General features: G+C 70.6%; 26 protein-coding genes. 3 read left to right on the plus strand and 23 right to left on the minus strand.

Features of this window, described 5'->3' with window-relative positions; genetic code table 11:
• Positions 1 to 64: 64 nt before the first annotated feature.
• A complete protein-coding gene (locus LG396_RS31395; protein ID WP_225797341.1) occupies positions 65 to 559 on the minus strand; it encodes a GNAT family N-acetyltransferase in 495 nt (164 codons plus the stop codon).
• A gap of 664 nt (positions 560 to 1,223) precedes the next feature.
• On the opposite strand from LG396_RS31395, the gene LG396_RS31400 reads away from it, so the two are divergent.
• Entirely contained in the window at positions 1,224 to 1,442 is a 219-nt protein-coding gene (locus tag LG396_RS31400; RefSeq protein ID WP_225797342.1) for a hypothetical protein, read from the plus strand.
• A 559-nt stretch (positions 1,443 to 2,001) separates the two neighbouring features.
• Here LG396_RS31400 and LG396_RS31405 read toward each other — a convergent pair.
• Together LG396_RS31405 and LG396_RS31410 are read right to left on the minus strand one after the other, a co-directional pair.
• Positions 2,002 to 2,571 (minus strand): peptidoglycan-binding domain-containing protein, encoded by a 570-nt coding sequence (locus tag LG396_RS31405; RefSeq protein WP_225797343.1) that lies wholly within the window; start codon positions 2,569 to 2,571, stop codon positions 2,002 to 2,004.
• 500 nt (positions 2,572 to 3,071) lie between these two features.
• Complete coding sequence (locus LG396_RS31410) at positions 3,072 to 3,440, minus strand: hypothetical protein (protein WP_225797344.1); 369 nt, start codon at positions 3,438 to 3,440, stop codon at positions 3,072 to 3,074.
• 431 nt (positions 3,441 to 3,871) lie between these two features.
• Between LG396_RS31410 and LG396_RS31415 the strand changes: the two genes are divergently transcribed.
• On the plus strand, positions 3,872 to 4,768 hold the full coding sequence (locus tag LG396_RS31415; RefSeq protein WP_225797345.1) for a DUF5655 domain-containing protein: 897 nt from the start codon (positions 3,872 to 3,874) through the stop codon (positions 4,766 to 4,768).
• Between the two features lie 547 nt (positions 4,769 to 5,315).
• Positions 5,316 to 6,083: an HNH endonuclease family protein gene (locus LG396_RS31420; RefSeq protein ID WP_225797346.1), complete on the plus strand. Its 768-nt coding sequence runs from the start codon at positions 5,316 to 5,318 to the stop codon at positions 6,081 to 6,083.
• Positions 6,084 to 6,193: 110 nt separating this feature from the next.
• Here the strand turns inward: LG396_RS31420 and LG396_RS31425 are convergent, their stop codons facing one another.
• The 20 genes from LG396_RS31425 to LG396_RS31520 all read right to left on the minus strand — a co-directional run bounded on the left by LG396_RS31425 (position 6,194) and on the right by LG396_RS31520 (position 23,023).
• Positions 6,194 to 7,315, minus strand: coding sequence for a DnaB-like helicase N-terminal domain-containing protein (locus LG396_RS31425; RefSeq protein WP_225797347.1), 1,122 nt, complete (start codon positions 7,313 to 7,315; stop codon positions 6,194 to 6,196).
• Positions 7,315 to 8,571 (minus strand): DNA cytosine methyltransferase, encoded by a 1,257-nt coding sequence (locus LG396_RS31430; protein ID WP_225797348.1) that lies wholly within the window; start codon positions 8,569 to 8,571, stop codon positions 7,315 to 7,317. Before LG396_RS31430 ends, LG396_RS31425 begins: the two co-directional genes overlap by 1 nt.
• Positions 8,568 to 9,482, minus strand: coding sequence for an adenine nucleotide alpha hydrolase family protein (locus LG396_RS31435; protein WP_225797373.1), 915 nt, complete (start codon positions 9,480 to 9,482; stop codon positions 8,568 to 8,570). The genes LG396_RS31430 and LG396_RS31435 overlap by 4 nt, the downstream gene beginning before the upstream one ends.
• 277 nt (positions 9,483 to 9,759) lie before the next feature.
• The gene (locus tag LG396_RS31440) at positions 9,760 to 10,194 is read right to left on the minus strand and encodes a hypothetical protein (RefSeq protein ID WP_225797349.1); all 435 of its coding nucleotides are present in this window, start codon (positions 10,192 to 10,194) and stop codon (positions 9,760 to 9,762) included.
• Between the two features lie 146 nt (positions 10,195 to 10,340).
• A complete protein-coding gene (locus LG396_RS31445) occupies positions 10,341 to 10,499 on the minus strand; it encodes a hypothetical protein (RefSeq protein WP_225797350.1) in 159 nt (52 codons plus the stop codon).
• Between the two features lie 17 nt (positions 10,500 to 10,516).
• Positions 10,517 to 10,903, minus strand: a complete 387-nt coding sequence (locus LG396_RS31450) for a hypothetical protein (protein WP_225797351.1) — start codon at positions 10,901 to 10,903, stop codon at positions 10,517 to 10,519.
• 21 nt (positions 10,904 to 10,924) lie between these two features.
• Positions 10,925 to 11,680: a hypothetical protein gene (locus tag LG396_RS31455; protein WP_225797352.1), complete on the minus strand. Its 756-nt coding sequence runs from the start codon at positions 11,678 to 11,680 to the stop codon at positions 10,925 to 10,927.
• Positions 11,677 to 12,693, minus strand: a complete 1,017-nt coding sequence (locus LG396_RS31460; protein ID WP_225797353.1) for a hypothetical protein — start codon at positions 12,691 to 12,693, stop codon at positions 11,677 to 11,679. Before LG396_RS31460 ends, LG396_RS31455 begins: the two co-directional genes overlap by 4 nt.
• A gap of 409 nt (positions 12,694 to 13,102) precedes the next feature.
• Positions 13,103 to 13,564 carry a hypothetical protein gene (locus LG396_RS31465; protein ID WP_225797354.1) on the minus strand — a complete coding sequence of 154 codons (462 nt, stop codon included), beginning with the start codon at positions 13,562 to 13,564 and terminating at the stop codon, positions 13,103 to 13,105.
• An 861-nt stretch (positions 13,565 to 14,425) separates the two neighbouring features.
• On the minus strand, positions 14,426 to 15,247 hold the full coding sequence (locus LG396_RS31470) for a hypothetical protein (RefSeq protein WP_225797355.1): 822 nt from the start codon (positions 15,245 to 15,247) through the stop codon (positions 14,426 to 14,428).
• Positions 15,248 to 15,308: 61 nt separating this feature from the next.
• On the minus strand, positions 15,309 to 15,770 hold the full coding sequence (locus LG396_RS31475) for an XF1762 family protein (RefSeq protein WP_225797356.1): 462 nt from the start codon (positions 15,768 to 15,770) through the stop codon (positions 15,309 to 15,311).
• Positions 15,767 to 17,560 carry a type IV secretory system conjugative DNA transfer family protein gene (locus LG396_RS31480; protein WP_225797357.1) on the minus strand — a complete coding sequence of 598 codons (1,794 nt, stop codon included), beginning with the start codon at positions 17,558 to 17,560 and terminating at the stop codon, positions 15,767 to 15,769. The genes LG396_RS31475 and LG396_RS31480 overlap by 4 nt, the downstream gene beginning before the upstream one ends.
• 34 nt (positions 17,561 to 17,594) lie before the next feature.
• Positions 17,595 to 18,368 carry an SPDY domain-containing protein gene (locus tag LG396_RS31485; protein ID WP_225797358.1) on the minus strand — a complete coding sequence of 258 codons (774 nt, stop codon included), beginning with the start codon at positions 18,366 to 18,368 and terminating at the stop codon, positions 17,595 to 17,597.
• Positions 18,365 to 18,640 (minus strand): hypothetical protein, encoded by a 276-nt coding sequence (locus tag LG396_RS31490; protein WP_225797359.1) that lies wholly within the window; start codon positions 18,638 to 18,640, stop codon positions 18,365 to 18,367. The genes LG396_RS31485 and LG396_RS31490 overlap by 4 nt, the downstream gene beginning before the upstream one ends.
• A 311-nt stretch (positions 18,641 to 18,951) precedes the next feature.
• Positions 18,952 to 19,776: an SPDY domain-containing protein gene (locus LG396_RS31495; protein WP_225797360.1), complete on the minus strand. Its 825-nt coding sequence runs from the start codon at positions 19,774 to 19,776 to the stop codon at positions 18,952 to 18,954.
• Positions 19,767 to 20,123, minus strand: coding sequence for a hypothetical protein (locus LG396_RS31500; protein WP_225797361.1), 357 nt, complete (start codon positions 20,121 to 20,123; stop codon positions 19,767 to 19,769). Before LG396_RS31500 ends, LG396_RS31495 begins: the two co-directional genes overlap by 10 nt.
• 25 nt (positions 20,124 to 20,148) lie before the next feature.
• On the minus strand, positions 20,149 to 20,973 hold the full coding sequence (locus tag LG396_RS31505; protein ID WP_225797362.1) for an SPDY domain-containing protein: 825 nt from the start codon (positions 20,971 to 20,973) through the stop codon (positions 20,149 to 20,151).
• The gene (locus LG396_RS31510; RefSeq protein WP_225797363.1) at positions 20,970 to 21,359 is read right to left on the minus strand and encodes a hypothetical protein; all 390 of its coding nucleotides are present in this window, start codon (positions 21,357 to 21,359) and stop codon (positions 20,970 to 20,972) included. The genes LG396_RS31505 and LG396_RS31510 overlap by 4 nt, the downstream gene beginning before the upstream one ends.
• Positions 21,360 to 21,605: 246 nt before the next feature.
• Positions 21,606 to 22,253: a hypothetical protein gene (locus tag LG396_RS31515; protein ID WP_225797364.1), complete on the minus strand. Its 648-nt coding sequence runs from the start codon at positions 22,251 to 22,253 to the stop codon at positions 21,606 to 21,608.
• On the minus strand, positions 22,250 to 23,023 hold the full coding sequence (locus LG396_RS31520) for a hypothetical protein (protein WP_225797365.1): 774 nt from the start codon (positions 23,021 to 23,023) through the stop codon (positions 22,250 to 22,252). Before LG396_RS31520 ends, LG396_RS31515 begins: the two co-directional genes overlap by 4 nt.
• Between the last annotated feature and the right edge of the window lie 58 nt (positions 23,024 to 23,081).

The raw sequence follows: 23,081 nt of genomic DNA on the forward strand, positions 1-23,081 counted from the left end.
CCGGGGCGGCCGGACCGCTCGGCGGTGCTCCGTCACGCCTGAACGGTGTAAGGGCCCGTGTCGATCAGCGGGGCGCGGGATCGTCCCTCTTCGTCGCACGGCCTGAGGCGAGAATCCGAGCAAGCGGGCAGCCCCAGGCCCTACCTGGCGCAGCGGGCTCGATCGGTGCGAGCCCGACGGAGTGGAAGAATGCCTCGCGGTCGGCCGCACCGCCGCCGTCCTGGGGGACCAGAGCCAGGAAGGTGCGGCCGGTGTTCTGGGCTCGGCGGGCGACCTCGGTGACGAGGGCGCGGCCGACCCCGCGATCGTGGTGGGCGAAGGCGACAGCCATCGTCAGAATCCACGCCTGTTTACCGGGATGGGCTGGCCGGCCGTCGTCGCGGCCGAAGTCGCAGGCGAGCTGGAACTCGGCGACCCCGACAACTGCTCCGCCGAGTTCGGCCACGATTACGTCTAAGTCCTCGGGATCGTAAGGTCCGCCGGGTGTCAGGCTGTTCGCATCCAAGAGCTCCTCGACCACCGGATAGTCGGCCCGGACGATGTCGCGGATCAGCAGCATGAGCCGAGTATGACAACGCCCTGACATGGACGGCATGTTCACGCCGATCGACGTCCTCCACAGCGCTGCCGCCGCGGGCGAACTCGTAGCGCACGTTGACCCGCTCCGCGAGCATCTTCGGACGCATCCCCGCGGCGGACGCCGGGCAAAGGAACGGGTGCAGCTCTTGTACTCGTCGGCTGCGGCTACGTTGTGCTGACTCTGCCCGGATGTCGGAACTACTGACTGTGCGGCAAGGACAACTACGAGGCGGGCCGCGTTGTCGGTGATCAGGTCCGCGTGGTCGCGAAGCGTCGAATTGGTCGTGAAGCGAGAGTGGTGCGCCAAAGACCTTTTTTAATCCGTTGGTTGTGGGTTCGAGTCCCGCGTGGCCTACTGCTGAAGCCCAGTCAGAGCGTTTCTGTCCTGGGCTCTGGTGCTTATTTGGCGGGCTGGAACTCGGTTGCTGACCCGCTGCTGGCCCGAAGGGCACGTGATCCCGCGTGGTCGTGGTGCCGACCTGGTGATCCGACGGGGTGCGGGGGGCCAGCTCCAGCCAGCTCGCGGCTACGGCGGTACTGCCGATGTCGTCGCCTACGCGCAACGCCACGGTGTGCCCGTGCTCTGGCCGGAAGGCACGACCCGGGACTGACCACTGGGGCGGACGGACCTTACGATCGAACGCGTGCGCGAATCCGTGGAGATGCGGCCGTGGCTGCGGGTCCGTGTGGCTGGCGCCTGGCGCCTTGCCTTCGTGTTGGCGCGCCACGATTGGCCGGATGGGCGGGGCGGTGTGCAGGTGTCGATCCGCCTGCCGGCCTCCGACCTCGGCGGCTACGTCGAGAGCTTCTGCCGCACCTACCTCTGGGACTCCGGCGCGATGCAGGTCCCCGAGCAGGAGTGACGAAGGGCCCGGCTGTTCCGGGCGGTGCGCTGTTGGCACGGCTTCAGGACTTCGATCGCCGCGACATCGTCCGCGCGGTGCGGCGGGTGGGCAGCGACGGCGGCGAGGGCCGCTGGAGGGCCGGGGCTCGGAGCGGCGGGCCGGGAAGCCGAGCCCGAGCGGAACCAGGGTGGGCCGTTCGGCCCATTGCCACCGCGAGGGAGCACCTTCACCCTGGCCTCGTGCCGGTCCGCGGCGGTCCTCTCCCAGTGGGTCGGCTCAGATGGCCCCGCTCGGCAGCTCAGGCAGGCTGGCCAGGGACCTCCCAAGGGGCTCCTAGGGAGTGACCGTGAGCGGTGGGGTCCCCACCACGCGCCGTCCGCGGTGGGGACAACCTCCGAACTCCGCAACGCCGTTGCCCTCAACCTGGCGACAGCACAAGAACTTGGTGAAGAAGGGGTCCAGGTTCGGCCTGGAGCCGCATGTGCCGCACTCGCGCAAGCAGGCTGACGCCGCCGGTCTTCCCCTGGAGACGTCATACAGGCCGGCAGGCATCAGCGCTGCGCGCAGAGGCGAACGGTCAATCGCAGGGGTTGCTGTTGTAGCTGGCCGCCTTCGTTCCGATGGCGCCGGCCGAGAAGAGGTACTTACCCTCGCCGTCGCGCACCATGGTGGTGCTGCTGCGCCATCCCTTGAAGCTGAAGGTGACGGTGGAGCCGGGGGTGGTGGACCCGCCGGTCTTGACCAGTTTGTCTTCCGCCTTGCTGAAGGTGTTGGGTCCGACCCGGCCGTCGGCCTTGGAGGGGGAGTCGACTAGGCCGTACTTCCACTGGAGCCACTTGGTGGCGTGTGTGGTGTTCGGGCCGAAGTGCCCGTCGATGTCGGCGTTGCTGAACAGGATGCCGTTCGTCTTGGGTGCGCCTTCGGCCACGAGGATGCGCTGCCACATGCAGGTGGCTCCGGAACTGCTGTACTCGGTGGCGGAGATGATTCCTTCGTCGGACCAGTCGCCCTGCCACATGTCGTAGCCGCGGATGTAGCCGTCGGAGGTCTTCGCCGAGGCCGGCGACGCGCTCAGAGCCACTGCCGCGGTGACACAGGCTGCGATGATCACCCCGGCTGACTGCATGCGATTCGTGCGGATATTCACGTGCTTCCCCCTCGATCATTGGCGGTGCTCGGCTGCCCGGCGGGAGCGCGCGTACCGGCCTGCACGACGGCGCACGCGGGGTGCTCCCCCAGGCGCCCGTCACGGTTCCACTTGATCGGAAGCGGTCACAACGCCCTTTCGCCACAGCGGAAAAGCGCAGCTCAGGCTGGCGCGGCAACTGCCCAGTTCCGCACCCGGCTCACGCAATGCGCATCGATCAGTCGCGGTCCTCCGCCCCGGTCACGCCGCCCGACCGTCAGTCCCATCGTCCATCATTCACCCGTTCGGGCGGTCCGGGGCCGTGGACGACGGGGTGCTGCCCCCGGGGCCGAGGAAGTTCCGATCAAGCGGTCATGTCGTAATGCTTGTACAGAGCGGGCGAGCCCGCGTTGAAAGGCTCCGCCTACACGGCGGAGCCTTCAGTTTGGCTGACGGAGGGGTCGTTTGCTCCGCCTTCGCGTCAGTCATTGCATTCCGTTGACGTTCTACACGTGCGGACCTTAAGACGCTCTACCGCACCCCGAGAACGTGAGTTTCCCATTGTTGTTGTTGTAGCTCTGACACACCACAGTCTTGTTGGTGACCACTTCGGTCCGTTCGTACATCCAGAACCCGCGGGCCGCGGCACGGTAGTAGTGCCTTTTGAGCTGCGCGATACGCAGCGTGTACGGTCCACCGTTGTTCTGGTAGATACTGCAGTTCCACGAGGTGATCGTCCCCTCCGGAGTGCCGTTGACCACGGTGCGGTCGGCTGTTCGGCAGGTGACGTCTGTGGCCGCGGATGCGGTCCCAGCCGAGATGCCGAGAAAGCTGATTCCGGTGAGGAGCGCTGTTGTTGCGCTGGCGAGCACACGACGGTTGAGTGCCAAGGCTTTTCCCTACTGCTGCGTTGCCGGTGGAAGCTCTGTCGGGTAACAGATATCGCCAGAAGGGTCGGCGGCATATCAACGCGTCGCAGTGCCGCTCGAAGTTCCATCGATCGGCCCTGGACAAATAGTCGGCAACCGGCGGTGACCATCCGGTCCTGCACCGCAGGGCTGGGTGCACCCGCGTCAACACCTCGGGCGTCACCACAGCTACGACTCGGTGAGGACGTGCATCCACGGCCGGTCGACGGCGTGGCTTTCGTCCCGGCCGACAGCGCCCTCGGGAACCTCCGCCCAGGCGTGCGCGCTGTCGGGAGGGAAGCAGGCGCCGAGCACCCAGTGGGCCTGGCGGCCGGTGAGCTGCGATTGGCCCCCGGGGCGGAAATAATCCTCCCCTCTTCGGTGTTGGCCTTCTCCAAGTCGAGGAGGGGATGGTGTCGGGTCTGAAGTTGTTCCTCACAAACACGACGAATGGCGGCGTGGCTGAGGTCGCGCCGCGTCTTGCTGAGGTCGAGGCTGATGTGCAGGGCCTCGTCGAGGCGCACATGGAGACGCTGCTGGGGGTGCGGTTCCTGGCGAGTGAGTACGGCACCGGGCCGGTACACGGGGGCCGGATCGACTCCCTCGGGCTGGACGAGAACGGATCGCCAGTCGTCATCGAGTACAAGCGGGGCATCGACGCCGGCGTCATCAACCAGGGCCTTTTCTACTTGGCCTGGCTGATGGACCACCGGGCCGAGTTCGAGCACCTTGTCCGCGACCGGCTGGGGGTGACGGCCGCGTCCCAGGTCTTGTGGAGCGGGCCGCGTCTGATCTGTATCGCCGGTGACTTCACCCGCTACGACGTCCACGCAGTGCGCGAGCACCGGTGGTCTATCGACCTGGTCCGCTACCGGCTCTTCGGCAGCGACCTGCTCGGCCTGGAGACCGTGGCCTCCGTGCGCGGCGGCATGCAGGTGGCCCGCCGGGCACGGCGCCAGCGGGTTACCCGGTCAGCGGGCGATGCCCGGAGCGCGGCGATGATGGAGTTGGCGGGCGCTGTCGACGAGGTCCTGCTCGGGCTCGGGGACGGCGTGACCCGTGTGGAGCGCAAGCAGTACCGGGCGTATCAGCGGCTGCGGAACTTCGCCTGCCTCATCCCGCCTCGCCAGACCAAGGTGGTGGCCTATCTGAAGGCCGACCCGAACGACGTCGACCTTGTTCCGGGCTTCACCCGGGACGTGTCCGGGCTCGGTCACCACGGGACGGGTGATCTGGAGGTGCAGCTCCGTACACCGAGCGACGTGGAGCGGGCACAGGATCTGTTCCGCGCGAGTTACGCAGCAGTGTGATCGGGTGCCGTCGCCCGCCTCGCGGCCGGCGGCGTTCGTGTCGTGTCTGGCGGCGTGGCGGGGCCTTTTCGACAGGCGGACGTGGGGTCGTCGTCGACTATCTATGGTGTGCGGTATCGCCCAGCCGATGATTCCGCGCTGGGTTGCCCGCTCGTGTGGGTCGATGCTCAGCGTGCATGGCCGGTCGGCAGCCCCGGTGCAGTCAGCCGACGGGCGAGGACTCGACCGTGCCCGGCCCTGCCGGTCCGCCCGGCCCCGACTGCCCGGACGGACGCACCTTCCAGGTACTTGCGTGGGATTCGGACGCGCTGGTGTGCCGACGCGCTGACGTGTCGGCACCCGATGACGACTCCGCCCTACCCGCTGCGCTGTCCATGGGCCTCGACCCGCGCCGCCGCCAGTCTCTGTGCTCGACGACGCCCGGCCGCCTTCGGGCGGCCGGTGCCTGTTCGCGTGCTGCACCGGCGTGGGGTGAACGGCTCTTCCGAAAGGGTGATGCCCGGCGCGGCGCGGCGGGCGGGGGCGGGACCGGCGCTATCCAGTGCTCATGAAACCGATCACGAGATGGTTTGCCCGCGGGGTAGTCGGCGCACTCGCCGCTGTACTCGTGCTGCTGCTTCTGCCTGCCGGCTCCGCTGCGGCAGCACAGGGCGAGGTGGTGAAAGCTCCGCTGTCGGAGTTGATCGCCGCCCTGCCCGTCGAGGACGAAGGTCCCCGCGCCGGCTACAGCCGCCGGCAGTTCAACCACTGGGTCGACCGGGATCGCGACGGCTGCGACACCAGGGCCGAAGTTCTGCTCAGGGACGCTGTCACAGCGCCCCAGATCACGGGTCGCTGCACCATCACGAGGGACACTGGCACCTGGTATTCCTGGTACGACGAAAGCACCCAGACCAGCAAGGTCGACGTTGATATCGATCATATGGTCCCGCTCGGCGAAGCCTGGGACAGCGGCGCGGCGACATGGACTGCTGCCGAGCGGGAGGGATACGCCAACGATCTTGACGACCAGCGCGCTCTCCTCGCGGTCTACGACAAGCAAAACCAGTCGAAGGCCGACAGGGATCCATCGGAGTGGATGCCCCCTGCAGCATCGGCGACCTGCCGCTACATCACCGACTGGGTGGTGGTGAAGGTCCGCTGGGGCTTGACCGTCAACCAGGCCGAGCACACAGCAATCCAGCGCAATGCCTCCGGCTGTGACGACGAGGAGATCACCGTCATCCGCGCACGATCGGCACCTGCCGCACTGTCTGCCGCGGTGCCGAAGACCCGTTCCGATGTCCAGCCGTCTTGGTTCGAGCCTGCGGCGTAGCCGCTTCCGATGACCCCCACCCCCGTCGTCCGGCCATCGGGCCGGGCGGCGGTCTCGTCTTCTGCGCCAGTGGCCGGGCCTTCGGCCCGGCCAGGCGCTGTGCGCGGCGGCTATCGGGCGGCTCGTGTGGAGCGGGCGGTGTGCGCCGGCGTGGTCGTTGGCGGGCCGGCGCGGGTAGGAGGCGCCGGTCGCTGCCGCTGTGGCAGGGCGCCTTGGGTGGCGTGTTGCCAGCGGGTGCGGACGGCGGCGATGTCGGCGAGGGCGCGGCGGGCGCCGACGACAAGCTGGACCGGCGTGTTCGCCGGGTCGCCGGTGTACGCCTTGATACGTCGGCCGGTGTCCTCGGCGGTGGTAAGGAGGGAGCGTTGCAGGACTCGCTCGGCCCAGTGCTCGACGGAACCGGCGGGCTCGGCCAGCAGATGGAGGACTTCGCCCCCTTCGATGCCGTCGTCCAGCAGGCCGTGCTGCTGTGCCTCCCACAGGACGGTGACGGGGTCGATGGATTCGTAGCGTCGGGCCAGGGCGGTGATGCACTGCCACAGGCCGGTGTGCAGCCGCAGGGTGAGGTCGTGGGGGAGCAACCACCGGACGGCTTCGATACCGGCGGGGTGGGCCGTGGCGGTGGCGAGCAGTATTTGCTCCTCCTCGACGGCCCCCGTGTGGGCGGGCGTGGTAGGCGGCGGCGGTGGCGTGGTGCGCGGCGGCAGTACGGCTGCGCGGGGCGGGAAGCGGTTCGCGATGTCGTCGACGACCGCGGTGAGCGCGTCGGCCTCGGCGAGTACGGTCTGGACGGGGTGGGGGAGGGAGACGTCGTGGACGGTGTGGATGAGGCGTTCGGCGGCGGTGTGAAGGCGGCGGCGGGCGTGCTCGGCCTCGATGATCCGGGCGTAGGCGGGGGCGTGGCGGGGGCGGGGACAGACCTGGATGAGGGTGTGCAGGTAGGAGGCGGTCAGCCCGCGCGCCTGCTCCCGGCCGGTGGCGAGCACGCGGTTGAGCCACGTGGTGTTCTTCGCGTGCTCGGCGGGGTCGGGCCGCGGCAGGGTGGTGATCGCGGCGTAGAGGGCGGTGTGCGCGGCGGTGGAGAACGAGTCGGCGGCGATGCCGCTCACGTCGTCCAGACGGTGCGGGTCGAACAGGAGGGCTCCCAGGAGGGCCTGCTCGGCGTGGAACACCGGCGGGGGCGGTGCGATGGGGGCGAGGTCGTCTTCGTCGGGTTCGGGGGCGTGGGCCATCAGGCGGCGAGGGTGAAGTCGTCGGGGGCGAGGGTGACCCCGAGGTGCGGGGCGAGGAGGTGGCCGGCGAGCAACGGCGGGACGGCGTTGCCGATCTGCGCGAACTGCTGGCCCTTCCTGCCGGCCCAGGGGTAATCGGCGGGGAAGGTCTGCAGCACACCGGCCTCCTGGGCGGTGATCCGGATCGGCTCCGGCGTGGCGGTATTTCCGGCATCAGCGGGGGCGGCGACCCAGGTGCATTCGTTCGCGCGATGGCCGAAGAACAGTGTGCCTGCGGGCTTGTCGAGAGGCCGGGTGGTGGCGTGGGCCTGGTTGTTGCTGCGCAGGGACCACGACCAGCGACGTGCCCGCCCAGGCGACGCGCCGGTCGGGGCGGGGACGGCACGGTTCTCGCCGGCTTCGTGTCGTTCCGCCGGTTCCGCACCGTGGCGGCCGGAAGAGGGGGTTCCCTCGTGGGCAGGGTGTGTCCAGGTGCCGCGGTCGCGTGCGTCGGTGAGGGTTTTGCGGGAGCCGGAAGGGAACGGTTCAGGGCCGCCGCCGGGTCCGCCGCCGGCGCAGACGGTGGGAACGGGCCTGTCAGTCGCGCCCCAGCCGAGGGCCTGGGCCCTGCTGACCCAGCAGGCGCGGCCCGGGCCGAACAGCGAATCCGGCTCGGCGACGTGCGCATGCGTCGGCGCGGGCGGATGCGCCGTACGCACTCGGGAGGCCAGCAGGATGGCCCGCCTTCTCGTCTGCGGAACGCCGTAGTCGGCTGCGTTGAGGATGCCCGTCCACACCGAGAAGCCCCAGCCGCGCAGGAGCGCCGCGTACTGCCGCCACAGCGGAAGGACGTGCGGGACTTCCTCCATCGCGATCCACTCGGGCTCCCCGGCGGCGTTGAGCGCGTGCAGGTAGCGCATCGGCTCGGCGGCCAGCAGGGACCGCTCGTCGCGGCAGGCGGACACCAGCCGGGCGCGGGTGTCACGTCCAGCGGCGAGGTCCTCGACCGCTTGGTGCACCAGCGGCTGGTCGACCAGGCCGAGCCGCTTGCCGGCCATACTCCAAGCCTGGCACGGAGGCGAGGCGATCACCCCGCGTATCCTGCCGGGGAACGGCCACGTGGGATACGCCGCTACGTCGGTGCGGACGGTCAGGTGCCCGGCCGCGGCACGGGTCCGGCAGGCGAATGCGTCCCATTCCAGCCCGACGTCCCGTACGCCCAGGACGCGCAGTGCCTGGCTCCAGCCTCCCGGCCCCGCGAAGAGGTCGAGGATCACGCGGCCAGATCGAAGTCGTCGTGCGCGGCGTCGCCGCGGCACGCCCAGGGTGAGCAGCCGTCCACCACACCGTTCTCCAGCTCCTCTGCCTCCTCGGCGCTGATGTGCTGGGCGGCTCGTTCGGCTGCGGTGACGTGGTCGATCGGGGCCTGGTTGAGCGGCATCCGGGAGCGGTGCAGGAACGCCTGGCCGAGCAGATGGTTTCCGGTGGCGTTGGCGCGGGCGTTGCCGTTCCGGATGGCCGCATCGAATTCGACGACGTCCGCCCACTCATCCGGGGATGTATCCCTGATGTGCCTCCACTGCGCGTTGCCGTGGAAGGGGCACCCCAGGCAACTCGACTTCGGTGTCCCGGCCAGGCCGAGTGAGGTCAGGTATCGCACGCAGTGGGCCCTGCTCCAGGATATGTCCAGAAGGGGGTGCCGGTTGCGCATGTACTGGACATCGGCGTCTTTGGCCCGGTGGAACTCGTCGGTGGAGATTCCCACCCACTGTTCGACGAACACCCCCTTGGGGATGCGTGCAGGGTGGGGGTAGCCGAGAATTTCACGGACCTTCTGCTTGATCGGTTTTATCTTGTATTCGCCGGTGCACTGCCGTCGGGTCATGCCGGGTCGCCCGTCCTTGTTGAGGATGTGGAGGGGCATGGACGCGAATCGGTGTTCCGGGTCGAGGGCATCTTCGCGGATGTTCCCGGAAGAAACGCGCAGTACCGGTATCCCGGCGGGATTGGCGATGTCTCGTTCCAGCCGGTCGAGATGGGCGTAGACTGCTTTCGGTTCCCACCCGGTGTCGGCGAATATGGCGTAATCGACCTTCGGGAGGACCCCCTCGGCGGAAAGAGCGAGGAGGGTGCTGGACTGAACTCCCGCGCCGAGGGAAAGGACGCGGAAGCGGGGCTGATCTGAAATGGTCTGTCCTGAAGACGGGGAAACGGGGGGCGCGTTGCTGGTGCGGCAGGCAGGGGAGCGGGAGCGTCGTACCCGGCGGAGACCCGGTTTGTGGGGGCGTCTGCGTGGGATCAACGGGTTCGGCGTGGACGCGGAGTTGCCGGCGGTGCGGCGGTGTCGGCGGCCGACTGGCCGTGGGGTGCGGCCGGGATGTCGGCCAGTGTGGGGATGCCGAGGCTGATGCGGACATCCAGTCCGTGGGCGTGGGCGTGCCCGTCGGCCAGGGTGACGGCGCTGATCAGAGCGCGTTGCTCAGCTTGTCCGGCGGGCGGTAGGACGAGCCGTCTGGCATCGGGATGAAGTGGTGCTGTTCCAGAATGGAGCGGGCTGTGGCGCTTTTGGCTGTCGCCGAGACGGTGTTGTCGCTGAACCGGAAGTGGAGGTCCGGATCTCTTACGGGACGATCGGGGCTCCAGGGCGTCGTCCAGGAGAAGTCGATCAGGTCGTGGGTGTGGGCCAGGAGCCCGTACATGGTGGCTCCGGCGCGTTCGTGCGATTCCTGGGCCGTGGCGGGCGGCAGGACATAGAGGGTGCGGCCGTGGTGCTCGCGTGCCTGGAACCCGGCCTCGGTCAGCATCCGGTCGGCGTCGGGGATGCGGCGGTTGATGATCACGAAGGTGTGCGCGTCGTCGGTGGATCCGATGAACACGTCGGGGACATACAGAGAAGACACCTTGCTCCAGTGGCAATTTCAGGCTGGGGATGTGGCGCCGTTTCGGCGGGCGCGTGACCCGACGGGGGTGGTGCCGAACCGTGGGCGCTGCGGGGCGGAGTATCCGGAACCGAGGCGGACGGTCCGCTACGGCTGGCGTGTGCGGTTCAGCCCGGGGACGGGTTGGAGGCACGCTTCTCGGCTGGGATGTGCGGTGTGGGTGTCGCGGTCGGGGCCTGCGCCTGGGCGAGATGCGATTTCACGGTGCCCGCCACGACCATGCACAGGATTCCGGTGAGGTCCAGTTGGTGTGCGGCGTCGGTCATATGGTCGGACATCTCCTTCACCGCGGTGGAACGGAGGTGTGCGCGTATCGAGTCCGTCGGTTCCGGAACTCCCGGGGATTCCTGGCCGCTGAAGTCGTTGGCGGCCAGGCGCTGGTCAGTTCCTGGACGGCGACGGCGGCGGAGGAGACGACCATGGCCATGCCGTGCAGACCGTCGAGGCTGCCGGTGACCTTGGTGATGGGCCCGGCGTCGAGGGCGTTCAGGTGGTGGAGGACGGCGGCGGCGGTGAGCTGGTGGCCCTCGAACACCAGCGGGCTGATGGCGCGCAGCGCCTCGGGGCCGGGAGCACATTCGACCGCTCGGACTTGCGTGCCGAGTTCCGCGAAGTCCCGGGACATGGTGTAGAGCTTGGCCACGTGGTCGGCGGGGTCTTGCGTGGTCACGGAAGTGGTGTTCCTTCCGGGTCAGTGACTTCGGGCGCGTGGTGGGTGCGCGGGCGTGGGCCGGCGAGTCGTCGCGGGCGGCGTCTCCCGTGGTGGCGGGGGTAGTGCGAGGACGGAGGCCAGGGCGGTGATGCCTGCGAGGCTGAGGCGGATGCGGTCCTGGCCCGGGCCGCCGATGTAGGTGGCGGGCGCGGAGGAGGGATCGCGCCCGGTGAGGTGGCATTTTTCGAGAACTCGCAGGGTGCTCAGCCGGACGCGGTTGTGCCGGCGGGACTGGGCGCGCTCGCGGTCGAAGAGGTTGCTGACCGTGACGTATCCGCGGGCAATCTCCGCCAGCGCGGTGCGCCGCTCGGCGCTCAGCCGGTCATCCGGCGCGGTCGCCATCGCCCCGCGGCGGCGCATCTCTGCGGCCAGCGACGCCGCGCAGCCCACGCAGGCGTCGGCCGCCAGGGCGGTCAGGTCACGTGCCGTGCGGACGTCGTGGCCGGCCGATGCGGTGCTGAGGAAGGCGAGCTGGGTCAACCGCGCCAGGATCTCGGTCATCTCCGTGCTCGCATAGAGCCGCTCCGCCCGGATCGCGGTGATCGCGGTACGGGTGTCGTACGCGAGTTGCCGCGCGGAACCGGTGTGCGCGTCGTCGCCTGGCTCGGCGCCCGCGGCCAGCTCGGCCAAGTGGAGGTCGAGCATGTCGTTGTGCCGGGTGTACTGGCCGGCGAGGCGAAGCAGCCGCTCGACCGGCGTCGGCACATCGAACAGCAGGCCGTCGGCGGCGGTCACGAACGGCCGCGCGTACCTGGCGCGGGCCCTCCACCGGCGACGGGTGCCGGGGGTACGGCGGGAGCCGGCGTCGGGTCGGTGGTGCCGCTGGGGCTGGGGTGCGGGGTGTCGGTTGCTGGTTGTGGCGGCAGGTGCCGGGGCAGCGGGGTGCGGTGCGGCGGCAGCATGGCGTTCGCGTTCGTCATCTCGGTTCCGACCGTGTCGAGTTCGTCGCCGAGTGCGTAGAGGCGGGTGCTGAGCTGTTCGAGGCGGGTGGCCAGGTGAGCGCCCTGGCGGGTCTGCATCGCCGTCGCGTACTCGGCGGCTGTGTCCAGCAGGGTCCGCAGCCCGGGCAGTACAGCGTCGTCCGCTTCGGTGACCGCGAGAAGCGCCATCCCCACGTCGACGCTGCTGTGGGCCTCGATGACCTCGCGGGTCAGATCGGGAAGAGCGGTCTTGATCGGTGGGACCGTGCAGGTGCTGGAGACCTCGGGGCGCAGGACGCCTGGCGGTACCGTCGGCGGGAAGGACCAGGTGGCGTTGTCTGCGCCGTCGAACTCGCCGATGATCTCCAGCCCGGGGCTGTCGAGGTCGCCGGCGAGCACCAGGAGTGGCTCGCGTGGGTCGAGGCGGACCAGGGAGATCAGCCGGCCGTCCGCGTCCCATCCGGTGCCGAAGACATTTAGCCGGCCGTGGCGACGTTCGTCGCGCACCTGCTGGGTGAGCCGTTCCTGTTCGGCCTTCGGCAGTGCCGGGGCGGGTGCTTGGGGCCGGAGTTGATTGATGAGGCAGCCGCTTACGAGGTAGCCGTGCTCGGCCCAGGTGGTCACATACGGCCACAGGGCCGCGTCCTGCGCGCGGCGGGCCGCCTCGTCGCCGGCGGCGGGCTCGATGTCCAGGATGCGGCGGCATTCGGTGGCCGCGTAGTCCAGGTCGTCGAGCAGCAGCCGCCAGTGCGGCAGATGCCGGGCCACAGGCATCCGGTCGAGAGCGGTGCGGGCCTGGTCGATGAACGCGGCCGTGTGCGGGAGCACCAGCACGAACTCCTCGGCGGCTGCGCGGTTGCGCGAGGCGATGGCGTCCTGCTGGGCGACCGGGTCGATGGTGACGCCGAACTCGTTGCGCGCCTTGTGGAGCGCGACTTCGCAGGCTCGGCGGAGGTTGTAGTGGAGCTGCCGGAACCGGGCAAGGCTGTCCGTGTTGGCAGGGGAGTGAGGAATCAGTGCCTCCGGAAAGAGGGTGAGTCAGGGCTCGCCAACCTGGTCAGGCGCCGGTTGGCTGTGCCTCCTGGCGTGGCCGGCTTCGGTGTTGAAGTGAGGCCAACCGAAGGCTTTCGCGCAAGCAGCTCGGTGTACGGGGCGGGAAGTAGCCCTCGTGTCGCGCAGGGTGGTGGCCGGACCAGGGTGGTGCCGTCGCGAAGAGGGCGCCGCGTGCTGGCTGAGGTCAGCGGCGGTGTCCGGGCGGGGCCGCGGGCGGGGCCGTGGTGTGGCTCGGTTGCGGGCGAGGCGGCACCTGCGCGGCGGGCGGGCTGGTGAAGGCGGGTGCTGCGTGGTCGAGGATCTCGGCTATCCGTTGGGCTTGGCTGCGGGCCTCGCTGAGTTGCGTGGCGACGTCGTCGGGGAGCCGGTCGGCTTGGGCTTGGTACTGGTAGCGCTGGATGATCTCGGCAGCGTTGCCCAGTTGGTCGGCGAGTCGGCGCAGCACCGCGCTTTTCTGCTCGGGGGTGGTCGCGGTGTGCGTGGCCTGCAGGAGTTCGTCCAGGGCGGTGGGCAGCGGGTCGTTGTCGACGGGGAGGCCGTAGAGGGCGGCGTGCAGTGCCTGGGCGAAGACCGTCACGGGGCCGCCGCGGGAGCGGTGCTGGTACTCGGCTGCTGCTTGCCGGCGGACGCCGAAGCTGACTGTCACGTCACGGGGAGCAGCGCCGGGACGGATCTGATCGGCGAGGGCGCGTGCCACATCATGGGCGGTCGGGGTATCGGAGGACGTAAGGGGCCTCCCTTCGGGCGTCGGTTGTCAGGGTGCTGGTGAGGGGTTTCACCGTCGCGGGGTTGCGGTCGGTGCGCAGCGGGAGGGTGCGGCGGCCGGCGCGGCGGTTGTTGAGGTGTGCACGCGGTGCTGGGCCAGGGACTGGAACGTGGCGATGGTGATGCGGGTGCGGTAGGGAGTGAGGGCGAAGGTCGAACCGCGGCCCTTGGTCTGCGTCGTCGCTTCGCCTCTGGCCAGGGCCTGCCCGCCTGTCGCTTCGCCGACGCCGCCCGCCTTGCGGAGTAGTGCGCTCCCTGACTGCAGATGCGGCTACTCTCTGCCCCGTTCGCCCGCGCGGTCCGGCTCTGGCCGAAGCAGGTCGGCACCTGCGGCTGGCCGGGGCGGGACGGCCGGGACCGGCGCGCGTGGGGGATGCGGGTCACCCGGTCCCGGCCGATCACTCAACTGTAAGTCTTTGCTTGTCAGTTACACGGGTTTGTCACTCGTGCGAGTGTCCTTCGTCTGCTCTTTCCCCTGGCTGCTCCCTGGGAGATGCCTGCCTGCCTCCATTCGCACGGCCCGCTCTCAGCGCGAAGGGCGGCGGACGCGGCTTGGCCGCTGTCAGGTTGTCAGCCGAAGTCAACGATGGCCCGGTTCACCAACTGTCGAGGGTGACCAGGCCGACCCGCGGCTGGGAGGGGCGGATGGAAAGGGGGGCAGTGGGTGCACCCGCCGGGCTGCGGGCGGTCGTGCCGAAGCGGCGGCGGGTGCACAGAGGCGGGAGGAGAGAGGGGAAGTGGATCAGCGGGTCGGCGCGCGTGCGGTTCTGGTGGCCGGTCTGGCGGCTGGGCGGGTGGTGGTGGGTTTCAGGGCCTGTTGGCGGCCGAAGGTGGCCGTCAGGCCGCGGCGCCCGTCGGGGGTGAGGTGGATGCGCTCGTCGTGCAGCAGCAGCGGGCAGGGGGCGCGGGTTACCAGGCCGCTGGATTCCGGGGAGCGGATGGTGCTGATGGACAGGCGGATGCCGTCGCGGTGGAGGTGCGGCTTGCCGTTGGCGATGGTCACCTCGCCCTGTGCGACGGCGCGCAGCGCAGCGTGCTGGGTGGGCGATAGCGACGGCGGCTGATGCGGTGGGGGTACGCCCCAGCGGCGCCGGTCGGTGACGTACAACTCGGCGGTGGCCACCGCGTCGCCGCCGCCGAGTGCGGTCAGGTCCCGTACGAGGTCGACGCGGCGGCCGGCCTCACCGAGGGCTTCCTTGTGGCTCAGGGGGACCCCGGTGGGGCCGGGGATTGCGGCGCGGGCGTCGTCGATGATGTTCACGGCGTCCAGCAGGTGGTCTGTGGAGTCGCTGACCAGGTAGGCGAGCTGCCACACGCGCGCGTACACGGTGCGGATCGCGGGGCTGAGGTACATCGGCTGCGCCTTGAGGACTTCCACGATGTCCAGCGCCGCGTTGGCCAGGCGCTGGGTGAAGGCGGCGTGGTCGGTCAGGGCGGTGGCGGGGCTGGAGCCGGACAACCCGTGCCGGGCCAGGGTCACCCGGAGGCGGGCCAGGTCATCGTTGTGCCGGGTGAACTGGATGGCCAGGTCGAGAAGGTGCTCGGCAGGCGCGGTCGGGTTCATCGAGGGCCGGGGGGTTCCGTTCTGCTCTGGGTCACCAGCGGCTTGGCGCGGACATGCGGTTTCAGGGGGCTTGCCACAGGAAGCGGGCGACGTGGTCGATGCCGTGACTGGACCGGGGGCGGGAGGCGGTGTGCCATCCGGCCCGGGGCGGACGGCTGGCGATCAGGTGCCAGCCCGCGCCCCGAAGAGAGGCGCCGCTCTCGCCCGCTTGCGTGTATGTGATCAGCCGCCGGTATCCGAGGGCCTTGGCCGCACGCCAGGCGGCACCGTAGAGCAGGGAGTTGGCGTTGGGTGCGCCGTCGCTGGCGGTCCGGGTGACTTCGAGGGTTGCGCCGTCGTCCAGGTGCCGTGCCACGGGGCGGCCCACCACCGCTACGGCGCGCAGGACGCCGGCCTCGTCGGCGGCTCCGACGGAGAAGATCTGCCCGGCGGGCGGCCGGTGATGGCGGTGCCAGAGCCGGACGAACTCCTTGGCGTCGCGGGAGCGGACGGGCACCAAGTGCAGCGGCAGGTCTTCGTTCACGCTGCGGGTCCGAAGTCGGCTTGGACGGGGGCGTGCTTGGCGATGGCTCGGGTGGTGATCGCCTTCGACGCGCGGTCGGAGGCGGCCGACAGGTCCGCGGCGCCGGGTTCGAGGTACCAGGGGCGCAGGGTGAGCATGGCGGCCCGCATGCCGGTGGCGAAGCAGATGGCCGTGCCCTTGGGCAGGGCGCGGATGGCGTCCGCGGGCAGGATCCGCTCCTGCCGCATCGAGACGGACGTCGACGTGCCCGAGTCCGAGCGTGACGTGGAGGTGGTCTCGACGTCGTGGTCGCCGATCAGCCGTGACAGCTTGTCCGCGAAGTCCGGGTCGTCGATCCCGCTGCCGATGATCTTGATGGTGGCGGCGCTCCACAGGGCGTCCATGCCCGCGTCGCCCCAGACCTTCTGGCCCTGGCGGTAGGACTGCAGGATCGTGATCGGGATGATCCCGCGGGAGCCCAGGTGGCTGTACAGGTCGGGCAGGTCGCTGATCTTGCAGACGTTGGCGGCTTCGTCGAGGATCGCCAGCAGCGGGGGGTCGAGGCGTCCGCCGGCGCGTTCGGCCTGGGTGGTCGCGGCGCGCATCACGCTGTCCGCGCACGCGGCGATCAGTGCCGAGGCTCCGCCGCCGCCGTCCTTCGACAGCAGATACAGAGAGTCCCGCGAGGTCACGAAGGCGGCGGGGTTGAACTCGGGGACGTCTTTCTGGGGGGTGACCCAGGCGGCGATGTTGTGGTCGAGGAGGGCGGCGGCGTACTGGCGGGCGGTCTCGTAGATCCCGTCGCGGGTTTCGGGCGGGCCTTCGACGGTGCCCTTGAGCTGGGCGGCGACCGGGGTGTGGCCGTGGTCGCGCAGGATGTCCAGCGGGGTGCGGTCGGCGGGGAACGCGAGCCACTGCATGACGTCGGTGATGGGGCGTTCGTTGAGGGCGGCGGCGAGGAAGAGCTGGGCGAGGATGTTGGATCCGGCCTTGGACCAGAAGTCGCCCTGCGCGCTGGCATCGACGCTCGCGGCGAGGAAGTGGCCTGCGAGGCGGCCGGCGCCTTCGAGGGTGGTGGCGTCGGCCAGCGGGTTCCACCACATGGCGCGTTCGGCGTGGGCGATCTGCTGCGGGTCCATCGACCAGGCCCGGCCGACAGCCGCACGTGCGGAGAAGGTGGCGGTGTAGGCGTCGCCGGCGGCCTTGTTGCTGGTGAGCATGACCGGGCCGGGCGCGGCGAGGATGGCGGGGACGGCCAGTGCGGTGGTTTTCCCGGAGCGGGGCGCCATGATCGCGACGGCCACGTCCTCGTAGCCCATGCGGATCTCGTGGCGGCTGCCTTGAAGGTTGCCGAGCAGGACGCCGGTGTCGTGGGCGTTGATGTGCTTGCTGGTCTTCAGGCTCGGACGTAGCGCGCGGGCCTTGGCGGTGGTGGCCTTGGCCATCAGCGGTTCGATATCCCGTGCACCGGCCAGCCTCGGTGTCGTCTTCCCGGCGCCGCTGCGGTTGCGGTGGCGGATCCACAGGACGATCCCCGCGGTCACGAGGGCGAGGAAGACGGCGGCGGGAGCGATGCGGGCGCCGATCAGCAGGGACATATCTCCCGCGTCGGGCCAGAGTTGCTCGGGGCGTAGGAGGGCCGCGGTCGGCTGGTAGGGAGCCTGATCGGTCCCGGTGAGGTGGGCGGTGATGTTGCCGGACAGCCAGGCGAGATGGGACAGCGGGACGACGACGGCGACGACGCCGAGGATCAGACGCAGGATGAGGTCGTAGCCGTCGGTGGAACGGTTCGGGGAGGAGGAAGGGGGCAAAGGACTGGGTGCTTCCGGGCGGGGATGCGCTGGGTCAGCGGCTGCGGCCGTGCTCCTTCGGCGGCGCGGGGGGCTTCGGTGTGGCCGGTGGGAGGGTGTGCCGGGCAGCGAGGGTGTCGATGCGGTCTTCCAGTGCCCCGGCGATGAGCACGGCGCGCACGTCGGTGCGCCGGATGGTGATGAGGTCCGGGTCGAGGGTCGGCAGTCGGTGCGCGCCGTCGGTGCGCGCTATGGGGGTCGGGTCGGCGAGCGCGGCGGTGAACGCGGTGATCAGGTGGGCGGGAGCGTGCTCGCTGAAGCGGGCCTGCCACACCTGCTGGTGCCCGCCGAGCTTGACGGTGAGGCACCAAGCTCCCCGATCATCCGGCGGGCCCGAGCGCTCGACGGCCGCCGTCCCGTCGGGAGATACGAAGCCGCCGTCGTACGGGGACCAGCCGGTCTGCCGGAGTGGTTCGTACGGGTCGGACGGCGCGCTCGCTGCCCCTGCGGGGTTGGTGAGCATGTCGGTGACGGGGGCGATGAGTTCGACCGGGGTGCGGGCCCCGAAGCTGGTGCACCAGGCGGGCCGCCGGTCCGGCTCGGCGGCATGGTGCAGGGTCCACCACTGCCCGTCGGGGTCCGGCTCCAGACGCAGGACAGCCCGTTGGTCGGGGCTGGACAGGATGACGCGGGCCATGAGGGGGTCGGTGCCGTGGCTCCAGCCGCAGGCGCGGTGCAGGGGGACGGTGATCCAGCCGGGGTCGCCGCCGCCGGCCAGGTGGCGTGGCGTGATGAAGTCGACCTCGACGGTCTCGACGGGGCTGCTCACTTTCGTGCCGGACTCCGTCGGCCGGCCGCGGGAGCCATGGGCGGGGATGGGCTTGGCCGCGCGGAGGCGTGGCGGGAGGCGGTGTCGATCTCGCGTAGCGCGTCGCCGTGGGTGGACCAGGTGTCGAGGTGGCTCCACGCCTCGGCGTGGTATTCGGCCTGGGCGTCGTCGTATGCCGCGGTGCCGGGGGAGGCGTTGGCGGGCAGGCGGTCTCGGGTCTGACACCACTGTTCGTGCAGGTCGTCGAGCCGGTCGAGTGCGAAATGCAGCACGTCCATCTGGTAGCGCCAGCGGCCTTGCACAGTGTCCGCGGGCAGCCGGGCGAGTTGCGTGTCCGCGGCGGCCAGCAACTGCCTGGCGCCGGCGCGGAGCGGCTCGAATGCCTCGTGGGCGTCGGCGTCGCGCTGGCCGGCGCGGATGCCGTAGGCGTGTTCGTCGTGGGGTTGGCCGTCGAGGTCGGTGTGCTCGTCGGAGTAGACGTCCCAGTCGGCGAGGATCTTCTGGCTGTCGCGAAGGTAGGCGTCGAGGTGACGCAGGAGAGCGCGGTGTCGGTGATCGGTGGAGATGGAGGAGTCCTGTCGGTTCAGCGGCGGGCGGCGGTACGGGCGGTGCCGGTCTTCACCAGGCCGGCCGCGGGGTTTTTCTTCTGCCGTCGAGCAGTACGCGCGGCGTGGTGCAGGGACGTGATGCGGGTGGCGTGCGCGGCGACGACCTGTTCCGGGGTGAGCGCACTGGGCGTGGATGCGGCGCCGTAGTGGACGGTGCTGTCGAACATGGCGCGCTGCAGCGGGGTGGGGTCTGCGAGCGCGGTGACGAAGGCGGCCACGAGGTACTCGGGCATGTAGTCGCTGAACCAGGCGTTCCAGATCCGCGGCCCGTCGTAGTGGCCGCTGCGCGGCTCGCGGGTCTCCACGTGCCAGTGCGGCGTGTCGTGGTACTCCTGGTCGCGCAGTTCCACCCGGCACATGTCGTCGGGTGACGCGGCGGTGGCCGGGTCGCTCACGTGCCAGCCCGCGGATTCAAGGGTCGAGATGATGCCGGGCGGATCCGCGATGGTGGGGTTGACGAGCGTGTCGGTGAGGGAGGCGATGACCTCGGCGGGGGCGAGGCCGCTGAGGTTGGCGTGCCAGCCGGGGGCGGTGTCGGTGGTGTCGGCTTGCAGGTACCACCACCTGGAGGTGCGCTGTGCCGCCGGGGTGTGCTGGAGGCGGTAGCGGTAGTCGGGGCTGCGTAGGACGATGTCGGCGCCCAGCCGGTCGGAGACGGTGCGCCAGCCGGCGGCGGCCAGGCCGTGGGTGACGTGGCGGGGATCTCCCGGGCCGGCGAGGTGGCGTGGGCTGGTGTCGTAGGGGATCTGCCAGGCGTGCGTGTCGGCGAACGCGGCGGTAAGGCGTTCGGTCAGCGGCACCAGGCGCACCCCGGCCCGTCGGCGGCGCCGTCGTCGTAGAGGTCGCGGAGGTCGTCGAGGAGGTAGTGCAGGGCGTGGTGGTCGTCCTGCGCTGAGGCGGCAGCGCGCAGCTGCGCGATCAGGAGGCCGGCTTCGGTGGTGCGGGGGGTGTCCGGGTGGTCGTGCAGGGCACGGGCCAGGGCGCGCAGGGTGTCGGCGAACTGGAGGGGTAGGCCGGTGAGTTCGTCGAGGAGGGGCTCGACGAGGGGGAGGGCTTCGTCGGGGTCGGGGCCGGAGCGCAGGTAGTCGGTCAGGCGGGACAGCGTCTCGGTGACGGCGCGCAGGTCTTCGGCGGTGGGATCGGGCATCGGGCTCCTCGGGCAGGTTGCGGGTTCAGCGGCGGGTTCGCGCGCCGCCGGCGGGTGCGTAGGGGCGGGCTGGGGTGGTGCGCGGCCGGACGCGCTGGGCGCTGCTGGGTGTCCAGGCGGCGGCGCGGGCAGCGGTGATCCTGGTCTGCTGCCAGGCGCGGAGCTGGGAGGGCAGGACGGACACTGACCAGGTGCGGATCTGCGCGCTGAAGGGAACGCGCCCGCGTGGACGCATCACCGGTTCGGGGCTGGCGAGTTCCGTCGTGAAGGCTTGCACCAGGTGCATCGGCGTGGTGATCGAGAACTGGCCACTCCACCCGTTGCCCTGCGCATCCTTCGCCCCGGTCCACCACATCGCCTCCCCGTCGGACTTGTGGTGGTACTGCATCCAGGCGCTGCCGTCGGGACTCGTCGCGCTGTAGTGCCGGCCCTCGGCCCGCGCGTTCCAGCCCTGCTCCTTCAGGGGCGCCCAGACGTCGGGGGCGTGCGCATCGCGGGGGCGGGTGAGGGCGTCGGTCAGCCCGGCGACGATCTCCACCGGTGTCTGCCGGCCGAGGTGCGCCCACCAGGCGTCGTCCTGGCCGTTCGCGTCCGCGTAGATCGCCCAACCTCCGGGCAGCACGTGCGGGTTGTAGGCGATGCGGACGGTGCGGTCGGGGCTCTCCATGACCAGAGGGCCGCCCGCGACGGACTTGTCCTGCCAACCCGAGGCGTGCAGGAAGTGGGAGACGTGGCGGATGTCGCCGCCGCCGGCCAGCGCGCGGGGCTGGACGAGGTAGTGCTGCTCGGCCTGCTCACCCCCACCCCAGCCCGGCACCGGCCCCCGCGCCTTCCACTGCTTCTTCTTCACCGGCGCCGCCGGGAGTCAGGCAGCGGGGGAGTCGGCGGCTTGGCTTCCGCCGGGGTGGACGGGGTGCCGAAGTGGCGCAGGGTGTCGAGGTGCTCGTCCAGGTCGAGCGCGATGTCGTCGAGGGTGTTTGCGGCTCGGCCCAGGGCCAGCCACACCTCCGGCGGGAGAGCGCCGCACGTGGTCTGGTCCTTGGCGAACCTGGTGCTGACGACCAGGAGGTGGGTGACGCTGCCGAGGAGACCTGTCTCCGGCTCGGGATCCACGACCTGCGTGATGGCTCGTGCACCCTGGGCGGGAGGGAGTTGCGAGAGGTGTTCGGCGAGCAGTGCGATGCGGTGGGTGATGTCGTCGGTCAGCCGCTCGGCGTACGGGGTGGGGTGGGGCATGCGGCTCCAGGGCGGGAGACGGTCAGTGGTGGTGGCGGTGCCCGATCCACCGGAGTTCGGTGGGTTCGGGGCGGGTGCCGGCCAGCAGGCGGTCGCGGGCGCCGGCGGCGGGAGTGCAGGCGCGCAGGTAGCTGCGGACAAGGGCGGTCGCGAGGCGGGGCTTGAGGCGGTGGGTGATCGGCGGGGGAGTGCGGGGCGTAACGGGTGTCTCCGAGAAGTCGGGTGGCGAAGAGCGTGGTTCGTGATTCAGCGGCGGCGCCTGGGCGGGGTGTCCGGGGACTGAGGGGGCTGAGCCGCGGTCGGGGCGGGGGCCGGCTGCTCCGGGCTGTGCGCAGTTTGATCGCGGGCATGGCGGAGGATCCCCATGAGGACTGACAGCGCGGTCGCGGCCTCTGCGAGCTGCGCGCAGGGACCGCCTTCGGTACCGGTGGCGGCGGACCGGTAGGAGGCGGGGTTGTTCCAGGCCGTGAGGACCACTTCGCGGGTCAGCGGCAGGCCCTGGGCGCCGTCGGCGATCTCGGTGAGGACCTCGGCGATCTGTGTGCCGGTCTTCGCGTGCAGGGCTTGCTCGGCGAGTTGTCCGAGATGGCGCACTGTTGCTTCGCGGTCGCCGTCCGGCGTGGCCAGGGTGTTCAAGGTGGGGTCGAGGTAGACGTTGTAGCCGGCGGTGAGGAGGGTGTACGAGGCGGCGGTGGCCTTTAGGCGCTGCTGCTCGGGGGCGCAGCGGGGCAGCCGGTGGTGGTCGCCGCGCGGGCCGGAAGCGGGCAGGAAGTCGTGTTGTTGGAGGATGTCCGCCGCCCGTTCGGTTCCGCCGACGGCGACGACCAACTCGGTGTGGGGGTCCTTGGTGAGGGTGACGTAGCCCAGGACCATGAACTCCGGATCCGTGCTCATCGAGTTCTGCTTGTCGGCGTCGGACGGGCCGCGAGGGACGGGGAGGTGGACGGGGCTGTGCTGGGCGCGGCCCGGGTGGTGGCGTGCTGCAGCGCAGTGCTGATGCCGAGGGCGTCGAGCTGCGGGCCGATCGCCCGCAACGCGCGCGCCTGGGCCCGGGTGTCGTGCGCGGCGAGGCGGTAGATGCCGGTGTGTGGGTCCTGGACGAATCCGGCCGCAGTCAGGATGGGCCCGGCGGTCTCGCCGGCGGGGGCGGTGGCGATGCTCCCGTCCGGCTGCCAGGTCAGCACGAGCCGGTCGGGCTGGGAGGGCTGGGTGCCGCCCAGGGCGTTGTGCCGGACTTCGGCGAGCGCGGCGTCGTAGCGGACGAGGAGATCACCGGCGACAGCCTCGGCGTCCAGGAAGGGATCCCCGGCCAGGGCGATGGCGTTGGGTTCGCGTACGGCGCGGTACGCATCGTCGGGCAGAGCGCGGGGAGCGACGGCGGCGATGAGGAACCCGTCGTCTGCGTCGTGCCGGTCGAGGAGGGCGAGTTGGGCTCCGTCCGGGCGGCTGAGGACGGCGGCCCGCTGCAGGGGCTGCTCTGCGAGGGATGCGGCGGCCAGGTCCAGGTCCCAGATGCGCTCGGCCAGTTCTTCGAGACCGGCGAGGTGGGACGGGTCGCCCTTGTCCCGGGTCGGCAGGGGGGTGGTGGTCCAGGTGCCGGGAAGCTGGTCGGCGAGGACGTCGGCGTACGAGGCCAGACGTCCGGTGGTGTCGTGATCGTGCATGGTGTCCTTGACGGAATGGGAGTGAGGTCAGCAGCGCAGGACCGCGGCGACCTCCGGC

Origin of the sequence: Streptomyces aculeolatus, assembly GCF_020400605.1 — a bacterium.
In the GTDB taxonomy this organism is placed as follows: domain Bacteria; phylum Actinomycetota; class Actinomycetes; order Streptomycetales; family Streptomycetaceae; genus Streptomyces; species Streptomyces aculeolatus.

Bases quoted from the DNA above. Each gene is read 5' to 3' on its own strand.
- LG396_RS31510 (WP_225797363.1), bottom strand. From the start codon at position 21,359: ATGCCCCACCCCACCCCGTACGCCGAGCGGCTGACCGACGACATCACC.
- LG396_RS31500 (WP_225797361.1), bottom strand. From the start codon at position 20,123: ATGCCCGATCCCACCGCCGAAGACCTGCGCGCCGTCACCGAGACGCTG.
- LG396_RS31520 (WP_225797365.1), bottom strand. From the start codon at position 23,023: ATGCACGATCACGACACCACCGGACGTCTGGCCTCGTACGCCGACGTC.
- LG396_RS31395 (WP_225797341.1), bottom strand. From the start codon at position 559: ATGCTGCTGATCCGCGACATCGTCCGGGCCGACTATCCGGTGGTCGAG.
- LG396_RS31515 (WP_225797364.1), bottom strand. From the start codon at position 22,253: ATGAGCACGGATCCGGAGTTCATGGTCCTGGGCTACGTCACCCTCACC.
- LG396_RS31445 (WP_225797350.1), bottom strand. From the start codon at position 10,499: ATGACCGACGCCGCACACCAACTGGACCTCACCGGAATCCTGTGCATG.
- LG396_RS31420 (WP_225797346.1), top strand. From the start codon at position 5,316: ATGAAACCGATCACGAGATGGTTTGCCCGCGGGGTAGTCGGCGCACTC.
- LG396_RS31425 (WP_225797347.1), bottom strand. From the start codon at position 7,315: ATGGCCCACGCCCCCGAACCCGACGAAGACGACCTCGCCCCCATCGCA.
- LG396_RS31470 (WP_225797355.1), bottom strand. From the start codon at position 15,247: ATGAACCCGACCGCGCCTGCCGAGCACCTTCTCGACCTGGCCATCCAG.